At 68.7% G+C, this 13,541-nt stretch carries 9 protein-coding genes and 3 pseudogenes; 5 read left to right on the top strand and 7 right to left on the bottom strand.

Features of this window, described 5'->3' with window-relative positions; all coding sequences use genetic code 11:
• Positions 1 to 45: 45 nt before the first annotated feature.
• Both ACZ5DC_RS32650 and ACZ5DC_RS32655 read right to left on the bottom strand, forming a co-directional pair.
• Positions 46 to 1,092 (bottom strand): beta-ketoacyl-[acyl-carrier-protein] synthase family protein, encoded by a 1,047-nt coding sequence (locus ACZ5DC_RS32650; protein WP_468658737.1) that lies wholly within the window; start codon positions 1,090 to 1,092, stop codon positions 46 to 48.
• 117 nt (positions 1,093 to 1,209) lie between these two features.
• Positions 1,210 to 2,043 carry an MmyB family transcriptional regulator gene (locus tag ACZ5DC_RS32655; protein ID WP_468658739.1) on the bottom strand — a complete coding sequence of 278 codons (834 nt, stop codon included), beginning with the start codon at positions 2,041 to 2,043 and terminating at the stop codon, positions 1,210 to 1,212.
• A gap of 502 nt (positions 2,044 to 2,545) precedes the next feature.
• Between ACZ5DC_RS32655 and ACZ5DC_RS32660 the strand changes: the two are divergent.
• A pseudogene (locus ACZ5DC_RS32660) lies at positions 2,546 to 2,808 on the top strand (IS5/IS1182 family transposase); the annotation flags it as partial.
• A gap of 107 nt (positions 2,809 to 2,915) precedes the next feature.
• Here the strand turns inward: ACZ5DC_RS32660 and ACZ5DC_RS32665 are convergent.
• The 3 genes and pseudogenes from ACZ5DC_RS32665 to ACZ5DC_RS32675 all read right to left on the bottom strand — a co-directional run.
• Positions 2,916 to 3,038, bottom strand: a pseudogene (locus ACZ5DC_RS32665) (aldo/keto reductase); the annotation flags it as partial.
• Positions 2,990 to 3,160 carry a hypothetical protein gene (locus ACZ5DC_RS32670; protein ID WP_468658741.1) on the bottom strand — a complete coding sequence of 57 codons (171 nt, stop codon included), beginning with the start codon at positions 3,158 to 3,160 and terminating at the stop codon, positions 2,990 to 2,992. The gene ACZ5DC_RS32670 and the pseudogene ACZ5DC_RS32665, both read right to left, overlap by 49 nt.
• A gap of 118 nt (positions 3,161 to 3,278) precedes the next feature.
• Complete coding sequence (locus ACZ5DC_RS32675; RefSeq protein WP_468658743.1) at positions 3,279 to 3,605, bottom strand: trypco2 family protein; 327 nt, start codon at positions 3,603 to 3,605, stop codon at positions 3,279 to 3,281.
• 247 nt (positions 3,606 to 3,852) lie between these two features.
• On the opposite strand from ACZ5DC_RS32675, the gene ACZ5DC_RS32680 reads away from it, so the two are divergent.
• Positions 3,853 to 7,851: a trypsin-like peptidase domain-containing protein gene (locus ACZ5DC_RS32680; protein WP_468658745.1), complete on the top strand. Its 3,999-nt coding sequence runs from the start codon at positions 3,853 to 3,855 to the stop codon at positions 7,849 to 7,851.
• A gap of 413 nt (positions 7,852 to 8,264) precedes the next feature.
• On the opposite strand, the gene ACZ5DC_RS32685 is transcribed toward ACZ5DC_RS32680, so the two are convergent.
• Both ACZ5DC_RS32685 and ACZ5DC_RS32690 read right to left on the bottom strand, forming a co-directional pair.
• Positions 8,265 to 9,410 (bottom strand): RNA polymerase sigma factor, encoded by a 1,146-nt coding sequence (locus ACZ5DC_RS32685; RefSeq protein WP_468658747.1) that lies wholly within the window; start codon positions 9,408 to 9,410, stop codon positions 8,265 to 8,267.
• On the bottom strand, positions 9,410 to 9,823 hold the full coding sequence (locus ACZ5DC_RS32690; protein ID WP_468658749.1) for a YciI family protein: 414 nt from the start codon (positions 9,821 to 9,823) through the stop codon (positions 9,410 to 9,412). Before ACZ5DC_RS32690 ends, ACZ5DC_RS32685 begins: the two co-directional genes overlap by 1 nt.
• A gap of 236 nt (positions 9,824 to 10,059) precedes the next feature.
• Here ACZ5DC_RS32690 and ACZ5DC_RS32695 point away from each other — a divergent pair, with 236 nt between their 5' ends.
• From ACZ5DC_RS32695 to ACZ5DC_RS32705, 3 genes and pseudogenes are all read left to right on the top strand, one after another.
• Positions 10,060 to 10,401 (top strand): CU044_2847 family protein, encoded by a 342-nt coding sequence (locus ACZ5DC_RS32695; RefSeq protein WP_468658751.1) that lies wholly within the window; start codon positions 10,060 to 10,062, stop codon positions 10,399 to 10,401.
• Between the two features lie 14 nt (positions 10,402 to 10,415).
• Positions 10,416 to 11,618 (top strand): hypothetical protein, encoded by a 1,203-nt coding sequence (locus tag ACZ5DC_RS32700; RefSeq protein ID WP_468658753.1) that lies wholly within the window; start codon positions 10,416 to 10,418, stop codon positions 11,616 to 11,618.
• Between the two features lie 130 nt (positions 11,619 to 11,748).
• A pseudogene (locus tag ACZ5DC_RS32705) lies at positions 11,749 to 13,444 on the top strand (hypothetical protein).
• The last annotated feature ends 97 nt before the right edge of the window (positions 13,445 to 13,541 follow it).

Consider the following 13,541-nt stretch of genomic DNA (forward strand, 5'->3'; position numbering starts at 1 on the left):
CGGCCCCCCGTGCCGACGGCCCCGGCCGTTGCCGTCGGCGGCCGGCTAGTGCCGCCAGGTGCCCCGCAGGGCGGAGACGGAGAATCCCGGGCCGTAGGCGACCACCAGCGCGCTCGCGCCGTCGGCCGGGGGCTCGCCGTGGGTGCGTTCGAGGACGCGGAGGACCGACACACCCCCCAGGTTGCCCTCTTCGGAGAGGGTGTCGAGGGAGTGGCGGGCGTCGGATTCGGTGAGGCCGAGGGCGTCGGCCGTGTCGAGGATGATGGGCCTGGAACCGGGGTGGATGACGGGCACGTCGACGGTGCGTCCGGCGAGCCAGCCGGTGACGGCGGGCATGACGTGTCTCGCGCCGCCGGCCGCCTGTTTGGTGCTGTCGAAGTGCAGGCCCGTGCTGTCGATGCGGCCCGCGTACATGGCGAGGCTGTCCGGGAGCACGTACTCGAACAGCCCGTCGGCGTCGGCGGCGAGGCCGGGGCCGAGGGGGTCGCTGGAGACGACGGTGGCGGCTCCGCTGTCGCCGAACAACGCCTTGTAAATCATGTGCTCGATCTTGGTGTCGGCGTGGTTGTATGCGGTGGACAGCACCTCGGCGGCGACCACGAGGACACGGGATCCGGGGTGGAGCAGGGCCTGTTCCACGGCCCGGAGCAGGGCGTGGGCGCCGCCCGCGCAGGCGGTGGTAGTCAGGGCTGTACGGCGGACGGTGGGCCGCAGGCCGAGCCGCTCCACCAGGTGGACGTCGAGGTTCGGGACGGCCCAGCCGGTGGCGTGGGTGGTGATGAGGCCGGTGATGTCGCCGGGCTGGAGCCCGTACCGGTCGAGGGTGGCGCGGGCGGCCTGTTCGGCCAGGGCGAGGCCGTCCGCGAAGGCGCGGGCGGCTCGGTCGCCCACCTCCGCGGTGCCGTTGATGGTGGGCGAGTTCAACGGCTGCGTGAAATAGCGGCTTTCGACGCCGCAGTTGCCGAGAACGCGGAGGATCGCGCCGAGCCGGGGGTGGTGCGGGTGGTGGGTGCGAATGTCGTCGGCTATCTCGGTCGTGGTGATTTTGTGTGCGGCGAGGACGGTGGTGGGCCGGGCGATATGAGCAGGCATGGGTTCCCCCCTGAAGGCGCTGCGACCTGATTAAGTCAAGGTACGGCAAAGTTGGCTGGTTTGTTTCCTTGGCCGTCCTCGAAATACTGCCTGGCCGCGCACCAAAGGCGGGCAAATTCAGGCGTTCATGCCGTTCTCCTGGGCTTTCAACATACGCGGTCGGCTCCTGGCCCGCCGCGGCCCCGGCCGGAATACGAGGATCATGCACCGGGACCCGGGCGCCGCGAGCGGCTGCGCCACACACATCGTCACCCACCCCGGCCCCTCGACCGCGTGACGGATCGGACGCTCGTCGCCGTCGGGGTGGATGGAGGCCCCGCCCTTCTCGTACAGGGGCTGGGCCAGGGGGTCGGCGAGGACGTCGGCCTCGATCTGCCGGAGGACCTTGTCGTCGGCGCGCTGGGCCAGCGCGGCCTGCAACTGGGGCATCACCAGCGGCGCCCACGCCGTCGCCCAGTCCAGGAGTTGGTCACGCCCGTCCAGCAGCATCCAGCGCATGGTGTTGGCCGGTGCCCGGCCGCTGTCGAACAGGGCGTGGAAGCGGTCGTTGCAGGTGACGAGGTTCCAGGAGGCGTCGGTGACGTAGGCGGGGTGGGTGATGCCGGCGACGGCGTCGGCCCAGGCGGCGGGCAGGGCGTGGCCGGAGGTGTCGTAGAGGGGGCCGGGCGGGTCCTCGCCGCGGGCGTACCGGCACAGGCTGATCCACTCCTGCTCGTTCATGCCGTACAGGCGCGCGACGTCGCGGAGGAGGTCGACCGGGGGGTGGTGGTAGTTGCCCGATTCCAGGCGCTGGTAGGTGCGCTCGGAGTAGCCGAGGAGTTCGTCGACCTGACCCTGTGACAGACCGGGCGCGCGGCGCCCGCGGCCGGTGGGGCGGGGCAGTCCGTGCGTTTCGGGGGATATGAGCGCGCGGCGGTCTTTGAGGAGCTTTTTCAATGCTTGGCGGTTCACTGGCGGCTTGTCCCCCGGGGCTGGCGTTGACTGCGGCTCAGTTTAATTACTGTCACGCGGTATTGATGTAAAAGATTCGCCGTAGATATCGACTGGTCGCGTGCTGCATGCTCGGTGGCGCGGGGTCGCTGGCCTGCGGATGCGGTGATCAGTGACCGCGTGGTGACACCCTCGCGGGTGCTGATCGGCGTCGCCCGCGACGCCGGCCGGTATCCGTGAGCGGGGGGCCGGGACGGACCGGGAGGGCGACCGGTTTTCGGGTGCCGTTTCCCGTCGGCGGGACATGTGCGGCGCCCGAGACGCGGCACTCACGGTACGGCGCCCGGCTGCCAGGCCACGGCCGGTGCCCCCTCGCCCCACCCCAGGGGCCTCGGCACCGGCCGTCCGGCCAGGCCGTGTCCGGCGGTTCTCCTGGGCGTGCCCTGCTCGGATCCACACCGGGGTTCCGTGGCGGGACCCGCTGGAGAGGTTCGGTGGCTCGACGACCGTGTGCAAGCGTCATCGTCCCTCACTGGCCTTGCTGGTCAAGCCAGGGCAATGGGGCGACAGCCCGCAACCGATGCCGGCGCTGGAACGCATAGGGTCAAGCGTGCAGGGGGCGGACGTCCACATACGAGCCCCGACCATCACGGCGGGGACAAGGCGTACAGCCCGCTCCGCAACCGTCGTTGTCCGCGCCGGCGGCTGTGGCGAAGCCGCTTCGACAAACGCGCCTGCGTTTTCCACGGCACCGTCACAGCCGCCGCGCTCCGTCTCCGGCTCAGGTGCCGGCCCGCGGCGGTGAAGCCGGAGTGCCCGCCCCCTTGCGGGTCGGCCGCGGCGGTCTTCTGGGCGACCCGGTCGGCGTTGCGCGAGCCGGGGACCGGGACGATGTAGTCCTTCTGCGCCAGCAGCCACGCCAGGGCGAGCTGGGGGAGGGTGGCGCCCTTGCTCTCGGCGAGCTCGGTCACATGCCCGCAATGGCGAGGTTGGCGTCGAAGTTCTCCGGCTTCCACCAGGCCAGGCGTCGGCGGAAGTCGTCGGCGGCGTAGTGGTCTCGGGGCTTCACCGCGCCGCTGAGAAAACCGCGGGCGAGCGGGGAGTCAGCGACGAAGCCGATGCCGAGCTCTTCCATCATGGCGCCGACGACGCCCTCGACGGACGCGGCCGGGCCGCGAGTCGGGCGCGAAGGCGGGCGTTGAGCCGAACTCGGTCGCGAACGTCACCTCGTCCCGGATCGGCGCGAGGGCGTAGCTCTATCCTTTTAGCTCATCACTGGACCCGGCGACTCGAACCGGATTACCCTCATGATCAACTGGCGGGCCGAATTCCACAGTAACCGTTTGCGTCGTATCCCGCTGCCAACCGGCAGACCCTCCTAGTTCGACGTTCACGAATGGAACACTGAACCCGGCCTTGCCATCCGCTTTTCGGGTCGCGACGACTTTCAATTCAACCTTCATCGAGGCTACCGGGAACTGAATCTTCCTCCCCGCGGCCGCCAGGCGCGCCTCAGTGAGCTCAGCCCGCAAGACCTCTATGGCGTCTGCCAACCCAATTCCTACTTCTGATTCGCTAGGCATTCGCCCCTCCGAAGCTACCGAAAAAAACCACTCTTGGCACCAGTTTCACAGTAGACGGCTTTTTGCAGATTCGCCACTCACGGTGGCGGAAGAAGAATCACCTATGCGGGAGCACTGCGGTGCGTAGCACGGAGGCTACGACACGTGTCCGCGTCCTGTGGGCAGGTCATACAACGGTTGCGGTCAGCGCGAGTAGGGCGGAGGATGGAGTTGATAGTAGCGCCCTTCAAAGTTCCGAGGATCAATAGTGTCCGTTCCGCTGTCGGATCGGGTTGTCGAAGTTATAGCCGACCTTGGCGAGGGTGTATCGCCACGTTACCGGTACGGTTCCGGCTGCATAGTGAAGGACCGGACGGTACTGACTGCGGCACACGTCATCTCTGACTCAGAAAACGTGTGGGTGAGGCGGCCCGACAAGAAAAAGCACGCTGTGAGGGTCGACCCGGAATTTGTCGGCGACTGCGAAGGCGCGCCCGATATCGCCCTCATCAGTATCGATGACGACTGCATGGCACTGGAGCCGCTCAATATCGCTGTGATAGACAGAGGAAGTCCCACAGCGGTCGCGGTGGAGGCCTGTCAGACGGTTGGTTATCCGCAGTTTGCGGAGACGTCGTCAATGCGAGACACAGTTCAGGCATGGGGGCATATCCCAGTCCTGTCCAAGCTGGCCAGTGGGTTGCTGTCCCTGGAACTGACCAGTCTGCCACGCCCCTTGCCTCCAAAGGAGACGACGCTGGGCAAGTCGGAGTGGTCCGGCATGTCAGGGGCTCCGGTGATCGCAAGCGGCTATCTGATCGGTGTCGTAACAGAGCATGCACCGCGCGAAGGTGCATCGGCAATAACAGCCGTTCCCCTCAGTGCACTGGAGTACGATCCCAAGCATGCGGGCTGGGGAGCCGGTGTAGCCGATCCTACTCAGTGGTGGGCGCGGCTTGGAGTATCCGGACTACATGCGCTGCAGCAGCTCCCCGTACAGGTTACTCGGTCTGAGCCAGCATATCGCTCAACGATCCGAGAGATTCATGCGCGAACACCGCAGTTGCTCGGCCGGGAATCAGAGCTAGCCCAGCTAGCTGATTTTGCCACCAGCGCAGCGAGCTACTGTCGGCTGATCGGCGGAGCATGGTCCGGGAAAACTGCTCTCATGGCTGAGGTCGCCAGCACTGCCTTGCCTCCGCAAGTGGACGTCGTAGCATACTTCGCGTCTCGCCTTGAATCCGATGCAGACAGCAATCGATTTCTCGCCGCGATAGTGCCACAGTTGGCCAACCTGCTAGACCGCGAAGCCCCCACTCCTGATCGTCATCAATTCCGATCACTGTGGGAGCGTGCCGTTGACCGTGCGGAAGCAGCCAACAGGCACTTGCTTCTTCTGGTGGACGGCCTTGACGAAGATCTGCATCCCTCCGGCCTGCCGAGCATTGCCAGCCTGCTTCCGGCCCTTGTGAGGAATCAAGCACACGTGCTGGTGAGCAGTCGCTACCACCCTGAGCTCCCAGTGGACATCCAGACAGGTCATCCGGTGCTTACAGCCCCGCTGATGGAGCTTCATTCTTTGCCAGACGTGGAGCGCTTGGAGGACCTGGCGAGACAGGAACTCGACAACATGTTGCGCGGGACAAGCAAAGACGTAGCGATCGAAATCCTGGGGATGCTGACGGCGGCTGCGGGCGCATTGACGGTCGACGACCTTGCGGTATTGACCGGCGACCCTTTCCAACCGGCCTCTCCCGGGCGGCTCCATCAGATAACCGGTCTGGTCACAGAGCAAGCCGCGCGCACCTTGCAGCCGCTCGGCCGACCAGGCCAGCGTCGTTACCAATATACTCATGGCTCGCTGCTCGAACGAGCACAGAGGGATGAAGTTCTCTCCCCTTTGCGCCACCCTGGCTATCGGCAGCGAATCGAGCGCTGGGCGGATCAATGGAGTAAATCTGCGTGGCCGACGTCAATCACAGGGGACGGCCCGACTCCAAGATATCTACTCGACGAATATCCGGCCACACTGAGAGATCAGCCACAGCGACTCGCCGCGGTGGTGGGTGACGCCGGATGGGTAGCTGCGGCGCTGCAGGTTGTCGGCGCGGATAGGGTTTTGGCTGAGTTGCGAACGGCGCAGTCCATTGGCGCTTTGCCCCATAGAGACAATCTCATAGATTCAGTCCGTCTGCAGGCGCCCGACCTGCGCTCGCCACAGCCGATTCATGACCCTGGCTACGTGCTACGGCAGCTGTGTCTGCAAGCCACCGCTCTCGGCGACGACGAACTTGCCAGCGACTTCAGAAGGCGGCTCCAGCGTTTGCCCCGTCCGGGTTTTGTTCCCCAGTGGACAACATACAGATCGGGTCCCGCGTTGGTGGTCGAATTGGGCGGTTACAAGGAGGCCCTGGCGAACGTTGCAGCGCTCCCGGACGGCCGCGTGGTCACCGGCGGCAACGAACTGCTGATCTGGGACCCCGATGCACCAGGCGTGCCTCCGCTTGTGCGCAGCGAGATCACAAGCTCCGTGAGAGGTCTGGCAATACTGCCGGATGGCCGGGTGGTAACTTGCGGGGACGAGCTGCTGGTGTGGTCTCTAGAAGTCTGGGACGCCCCTCCGGTGAAGTTCGAGCACTCCAAGGGTTGGCCTAGATGCTTCACCGTTCTACCGGACGGCCGGTTGGTCACAGGTGGGAAAGAACTCCTGGTCTGGAACCCTGACGCGCCACATGCGCCACCGGTGAAGCTAGGCACCCTTGAGGGATGGGTTCGATGTTTTGCTGCGACTCTTCCTTCCGGCTGGTCGGTCGCCGACTGGGACACAGAAAAGGTGGCGATCCGGACAAGTAGCGAGAAACTGATTTCACGCTCGATTCCGCCGACTATCGCCCTGGCTGCACTTGCGGACGGACAAGTTGCCGGTGCCGACGAGCAAGGCTATGTTTTTGTATGGAACCCAGAAAGTCCTGAAGCGGATCCATGGGTGCTGACAATCCATAGATATGCAGCGTTGAGAGTGGCGATACTTCCTGACGGCCGGGTGGCCACCAGCAGTGGCAACGAGATACAGATACATGACCCTGCGGCTCAGAGCTCCGGCCCTGTCAGGTTGACCAGCGCACATGGTGCGGGGGCGATCGCAGCCCTTCCGAACGGCGTTGTGGCTTTTGGCAGCGGTAAGAGCATCTGCCTTTGGGATACGAAGGCAGCTGACGGCAAGGCGGTGCACGTCGGCAGCCATAGTGGTCTGATATGCGCATTGGAAGCACTCCCTGACGGTCGGCTGGTAAGCAGCGGTAGTGATAAGCGGATGCGTCTATGGGATCCAAGACCCCAGGGGGCCGGCCAAGCAGGGCGCGCCGTCAATAGAGACGAAGTAACAGCTGCCACAACGCTTCCGGACGGCTGTGTCGTTGTAGGCGGACGAGGACAAGAGGGGAGATTGCTGGTCTGGGACCCTCAGGTGTCCGATGCCGATCCGATCGAACTCGGCAGAACGGCTGGGGGGGTGAGAACGTTGACAACCTTGCCCGATGGGCGCGTGGCAAGCGACGGGTACCTCCAGGTGTTGATTTGGGACCCTAAGACACCTGGCGCCGCCCCCGTTGGTGTCGGCGAGCAGCGTCTTGGGCCGTATGGGCCGAGGGCCCTCACGGTGCTCACGGACGGACGAATCCTCGGCGGAACCGCGAAAGGCGAGATCGCCCTGTGGGACCCTGCGGTACCCGGGTCCAAGTCAGTCTCGCTCGGGCACCACGATGGCGGAGTGTCAGCGCTGACGGCTCTACCCGACGGCAGGGTGGCAAGCGGTGGCGCCAGAGGGCAGGTTCTCATCTGGAATCCCGCAGTGCCTGACTCAATCCCCGTCCAACTCGGCAACACCCCGGGCAGCTTTGAAGCGCCGCTCGGCGGTCCCCGTCTGACTGCGTTGGCCGCGCTGCCAGACAGCCGAGTGGTCAGTGGTGGCTCGGAAGGAGAGGTACTGCTTTGGGATCCGGCGCTAAAAGCGGAGGAGCCGGTGGAAATCGGTCGTCATGATGAAAGGGTGACAGCTGTTGCTACGACGCCGGACGGCCGGGTAATCACCAGCGGCGCCGACCGGCAGGTACGCATATGGGACGTCGACCTCGCCAAGGAAATTGCGAGGGCGCTCTGCCCTGACATAGTGCAGGTCATCGCATACTGCACGTCCGATGAAATTTTGCTGGCTCATTCAAACTGGGAAGTCAGCATATGGTCCGTCCCATCTGAGAACGTCTCATAAGGATCTCGTATCGACGCGACGTTATGCCGATGTCCACGTGAGGCCGGTGTCAGTGGACATGCGTCGGGGTGTGGCCCGCCTGCCCGCCGGTCCACCCGTTCGGCTCCGCATGGACACGTCGGCGCGGGGAATTCGGGTCCTGCCCGGGTGCGTCCCGGGTGGCTGGGCCGCGGCCGATCCCCGAGTACGGTCGCGGCACCAGCCGAACGGCCGGCTGTTCCCCCTCCGCGCAGCCGCGTGCCGGAACGGCGCCGTCCGCGTCCGAGGTCGCTGTTCATGCCGAGGACCACGCCGCCGCGCCCGCTCGCTGTCGAGGCGCTCTCCCGGCCGCGCCTGTGCAGCTCCCGGTCGTCGGGGCGGACGTGGTCCTGCTCGAACCCTGTGAGTTGCACCGCGAGGCTGGGGCGCGGTCCTCAGTGGCGCAGGCGGGTGTTGAGGCGGGCGGCCTGGCGTGTGAGGTGGTCGCGTTCGGCGAGGTTGGTGGCGCGGCGGGCCGCCTCGGCGTACAGCCGCGCCGCCGTCGCGAGGTCGCCGTCGCGTTCGTGCAGGTGGGCCGCTACGGCGGTGTGGCGGGGCAGCGAGTCGTCCAGCTCCGCGAGTGCCGCCAGGCCGGCGCGGGGGCCGTCGGCCTCGCCGACGGCCACGGCGCGGTTGAGCCGGACGACCGGGTTGCCGGTCAGGCGCAGCAGTTCGTCGTACCACTCAACGATCTGCACCCAGTCGGTCTCCTCGGCGGTGGGCGCGTCGGCGTGGAGGGCGGCGATGGCGGCCTGGGCCTGGAACTCGCCCAGCCGGTCTCGGGCCAGGGCCGCCTGGAGGACCGTGACGCCCTCGGCGATCAGGCGCGTGTCCCATCGGGTGCGGTCCTGCTCGGCGAGCGGGACCAGGCCGCCGTCGGGCGCGGTCCGGCTCGCGCGCCGGGCGTGGTGGAGCAGCATCAGGGCGAGCAGCCCCGCCACCTCGGGGTGGTCGATGCGTGCCGCGAGCTGCCGGGTGAGCCGGATGGCCTCGGCGGCCAGGTCGACGTCGCCGGAGTAGCCCTCGTTGAAGACCAGGTAGAGGACGCGCAGCACGGTGGCGACGTCGCCGGGCCGGTCGAACCGCACGCCGGAGACGGTGCGCTTGGCCCGGCTGATCCGCTGCGCCATCGTCGCCTCGGGCACCAGGTAGGCCTGGGCGATCTGCCGGGTGGTGAGCCCGCCGACGGCGCGCAGCGTGAGCGCGACCGCGGACGACGGCGTCAGCGACGGGTGGGCGCACAGGAAGTAGAGCTGGAGCGTGTCGTCCACCGTCGGCGCCGGCCCGGGCGCGGGTTCCTCTTCGGCGCGGTCCTCGCGCCGGCGGCGCGCGGTGTCCGCCCGGGTCTGGTCGAGGAACTTGCGCCAGGCCACGGTGACCAGCCAGCCCTTCGGGTCCCGCGGCGGGTCGGCCGGCCAGCCGCGGACCGCTTCGAGCAGCGCCTCCTGGACGGCGTCCTCGGCCGCCGCGAAGTCTGCTCCGCGGCGGACGAGGAGGGCGAGCACGCCCGGCGTGAGGCTCCTCAGCAGAGCCTCGTCCATCAGTGGCACTCGGTGGTGTCGGGCGTCGCGGTCAGGAACGGGCGCACCTCGAGCCACTCGTGGATCGGCTTCCCGCCCGCACCGGGGGCGGCCGACAGTTCCCCGGCCAGCTCGACGGCGCGCTCCTGGCTGTCGACGTCGATGACCATCCAGCCGGCGATGAGGTCCTTGGTCTCGGCGAAGGGGCCGTCGGTGACCGGCGGGCGCCCCTCACCGTCGTACCGGACCCACGTGCCCTCGGGGGCGAGCGCCTGGCCGTCGACGAACTCGCCGGTCTCCTCCAGCCGGGCCGCGAAGTCCCGCATGAACTGGATGTGCGCCGAGACCTCCTGGGGCGTCCACTGGTCCATGGGCACGTCGTTGACCGCCGCCGGGGCGCCGCGGTAGTGCTTGAGCAGCAGGTACTTGGCCATCGTGGTTCTCCTCGGTGCTGGTGCGACCCATTGTGGCCGCGTTCACCCCTGGGACGGAGCCGGTCACGGGTTCTCGACATCGCCGCCGGATTTTTTTCCGCGGAGGTGTCCCGTGTGCGGAGTCATGCGCTCCGTATGTGGTGGCTCTCAGGTGGACTGTGGAAGCAGGGGTCGATGGGGGCTGCCTTTCGGTTGAGTAGCCGGGATGCGGTTCTGGACTGCGAGGAGGTTGGCCGGTGCCGAGTCTCGTACGGGTGCCGCTGGAAGGTGGCGGGGCGATTCTGCTGGAAGAGGTGGCCGGCGCACCGGAGCCGGACGGGCCGGTGAAGGCGGGCCGGGTCGGTGACGCGGTGCGGGAACTGCCCCGCACGTTGCAGGAGTCGCTGGTTCCGGTACGGGAGACGGCGCGGGCGGTACTGGACCAGCTACGGCAGGCGGGCCCGCGGGAGGTGGAGGTGGAGTTCGGGGTGAACCTGTCGGCGAAGGCCGGAGCGGTCATCAGCCTCGGCGAGGCCGCCGTGCATCTCAAGGTCCGCCTGGTGTGGGAGAGCGGCGAGCCCGGCCAAGACGGCCGGTGAGGAACTCGGGGGCCATGGCGGGGGACGGTGAACCGGTGGAGGGCGGCGGTCTCCCCGACGACGAGAGGCATCTCGCCGGGGCGGGTGAGCCTTCGGTGCCCGCCTCGGTCTTCCAGGTCCTCGCACCGGACGGCCGCGTCGCCGGGGCCGGTTTCCTGGCCGGGGAGGACACCGGCTTCACCTGTGCGCACGTCGTGCGCGCCGCCGGGCAGTCCCCGGGCGGCCGGGTGGAGGTGCGGTTCCCGCATCTGCCGGGGGCGCCGCGGCTGATGGCCGACGTGGTGCAGTGGCGGGCGCCCGAAGCGGAGGACGTGGCGGTTCTCCGTCCCGGCCCGGTTCCCGCGGGGGCCCGGTCCCTGGCCGTGGGTGCGAGCGCGGGGTGCCGGGGGCACGGCTTCTTCTCGTTCGGTTTCCCCGCCCAGGCCCTGCGGGGCGGCCACTTCGGGTACGGCGAAGTCGGCGGGCTGCTGCCGGGGGACGGCGGTGCGGGACGGCAGCTCCAGCTGACGAAGTCGCTCGCGGTCCAGGTCGCCACACAGGACGGGACCAACGCGCTCACCTTCTGGAACCTGACCGGCATGCGCCGCGTCCGCGACGTGCGCGCGGGCCTGGGCTACCCGGACGACGGAGCCGCCGTCGTCTTCCAGCCCGACGGCAAGAGCGTGATCGCCGCCCCGAACCTCGGCAGAGTCGCCTTCCCGTCCGGCCGGATCGTCACCAGGGGCACCCCGAGCATGGAGGTGGACGCGATCAGCGACGACGGCAGGACGCTCTACACCTACCCCCGGGCCTTCAGGCCCTACATCCGCTCCTGGAACGCGTCGACGCTCCTGCCCGACGGAGACGACCTGCGCACCGGGCCCGTGGCTTCTCCACTGTCCGCGCCGGAAAGGGCCACCGCCGTCTCACCCGACGGCCGGCTGTTCGCCACCGTGCACGAATCCGGCACCGGCCTACGAGATCAAGGTCTGGGACAGCCGCACGGGGACCCAGCTCGGCGTCCCGCTCACGGCGTCCCCCGACGAGATCGTCGCGCTCGCGTTCACCCCCGACGGCTCCGCGCTGACCAGCGTGGACCGGTACGGGAGGACAGTCACCCACACCCTCGCGGCCGCGCGGCTGGTGCGGGACCTCTGCGACGAGTCGGGTCCCCTGACCGCATCCGAATGGAGAACACACATCCCCGACATCCCGTACCGGAGGACATGCTGACCTGACTTGCCGGAAGCGACCAGCCGTACGCGGCGCGAGCGGCCCGCCCCGCCGCCTGTGCGACGAAACGCGGTCCCCCGGGCGATACCCTTCGCTGCGCGACCGGTCGGCGACCCCCACGAGGGAGGCTCGGGCATGGACTACTACGACCTCGGCGGCCACACCCGGCGCGTGACCACGTCGTCCGACGGCGCAGACCTGGTTCGACCGCGGGCTGAACTGGACGTACGCCTTCAACCACGAGGAGGCCGTCCGCTGTTTCGAGGCCGCCGCCGCGGCGGACCCCGACTGTGCCATGGCCGACTGGGGTCTGGCCCACGCCCTCGGCCCCAACTACAACAAGCCCTGGGAGTCCTTCGACGAACAGGACCTGGAGCGGACGGCGGAGCGGGCGCACGCCGCCGTGCGGCGCGCCACGGCGAAGGCGGCCGGCTCCACCCCTGTCGAGCAGGCCCTCATCGGCGCGCTGGGGGCCCGCTACCCGCGGTCCCGGGCCCCGGAAACCGAGGACCGTTCCGTATGGAACGCCGCCTACGCCGACGGCATGCGGGCCGCCCACCGGCTGGCCGACGGCGACCTCGACGTGGCCGCCCTGTACGCCGACGCCCTGATGAACCTCACGCCCTGGCGGCTGTGGGACATCCGCACGGGCCGTCCGGCCCCGGGCGCGCGCACCACCGAGGCCAGGGAGGTCCTGGAGAAGGCCCTCGCCACACGGGCGGGGGCGCGGCACCCGGGGCTGCTGCACCTGTACGTCCACCTGATGGAGATGTCCCCCACGCCCGAGGCCGCCCTGCCGGCGGGTGACCGGCTGCGTGGACTGGTGCCGGACGCGGGCCACCTCCAGCACATGCCGTCCCACCTGGAAGTGCTCTGCGGCGACTACCGCCGGGTGGTCTGCGACAACACTGAGGCGATCAGGGCCGACGAGAAGTTCCGTGCCCGGTCGGGCGCGATGAACTTCTACACCCTGTACCGGTGCCACAACCTCCACTTCAAGATCTACGGCGCGATGTTCCTCGGCCGCTACCAGGACGCCCTCGACACGGCGGACCGGCTGGAGGCCGCCGTACCCGAGGAGCTGCTGCGCGTGGAGAGCCCGCCCATGGCGGACTGGCTGGAGGGCTTCCTCGCGATGCGGGTGCACGTACTGATCCGCTTCGGCCGCTGGGACGACATCCTGCGCCTGCCGCTGCCCGCCGACGCCCGGCTGCACCGCGTCACGACGGCGATGCGGCGGTACGCGCGCGGGGTCGCCCTCGCGGCGACGGGCCGCACCGGCGAGGCCGACACGGAACGCGCGCTGTTCCACGAGGCGGTCGCCCGGGTGCCGCGGACACGGATGCTGTTCAACAACACCTGTACGGACATCCTGGCCATCGCCGCGCGGATGCTGGACGGCGAGCTGGACTACCGCAGGGGCAGGTACGAGGAGGCGTTCGCCGCGCTGCGCCGGTCGATCGAGCTGGACGACGGCCTGCCGTACGACGAGCCGTGGGGCTGGATGCAGCCCGCCCGGCACGCCTACGGCGCGCTGCTCCTCGAACAGGGCCTGGTGGCGGAGGCCGAGGCCGTCTACCGTGCCGACCTCGGACTCGACGACACGCTCCCCCGCCCGCTGCAGCACCCGGGCAACGTCTGGGCGTTGCACGGTCTCCACGAGTGCCTGGTGCGGCTCGGCAAGGAGGGGGAGGCACGCATCGTGGTCCAGCAGCTGAAGATCGCCGCGGCGCTGGCGGACGTACCCGTCGAGGCGTCGTGCTTCTGCCGCCTGCGGACCGCCGCCGCGGGCTCCGCGCCCCCGCGGGGCTGCTGCGCCGAGGAGCACTGACGGCCACGTGCCGCTCCGGCGGGGGCGGAAGCACGTCCGTGCGCGGGTCGTCCGGACCCCGGGCGCCCGAGGGCCGCACGACCCCGGTACCGGGCGG

It is taken from the genome of Streptomyces sp. NPDC031445, assembly GCF_055581365.1.

What these genes read in the sequence shown, in the direction of transcription:
- ACZ5DC_RS32650 (WP_468658737.1), bottom strand. Translation starts at nt 1,092, where the DNA reads ATGCCTGCTCATATCGCCCGGCCCACCACCGTCCTCGCCGCACACAAA.
- ACZ5DC_RS32670 (WP_468658741.1), bottom strand. Translation starts at nt 3,160, where the DNA reads ATGATGGAAGAGCTCGGCATCGGCTTCGTCGCTGACTCCCCGCTCGCC.
- ACZ5DC_RS32675 (WP_468658743.1), bottom strand. Translation starts at nt 3,605, where the DNA reads ATGCCTAGCGAATCAGAAGTAGGAATTGGGTTGGCAGACGCCATAGAG.
- ACZ5DC_RS32685 (WP_468658747.1), bottom strand. Translation starts at nt 9,410, where the DNA reads ATGGACGAGGCTCTGCTGAGGAGCCTCACGCCGGGCGTGCTCGCCCTC.
- ACZ5DC_RS32690 (WP_468658749.1), bottom strand. Translation starts at nt 9,823, where the DNA reads ATGGCCAAGTACCTGCTGCTCAAGCACTACCGCGGCGCCCCGGCGGCG.
- ACZ5DC_RS32700 (WP_468658753.1), top strand. Translation starts at nt 10,416, where the DNA reads ATGGCGGGGGACGGTGAACCGGTGGAGGGCGGCGGTCTCCCCGACGAC.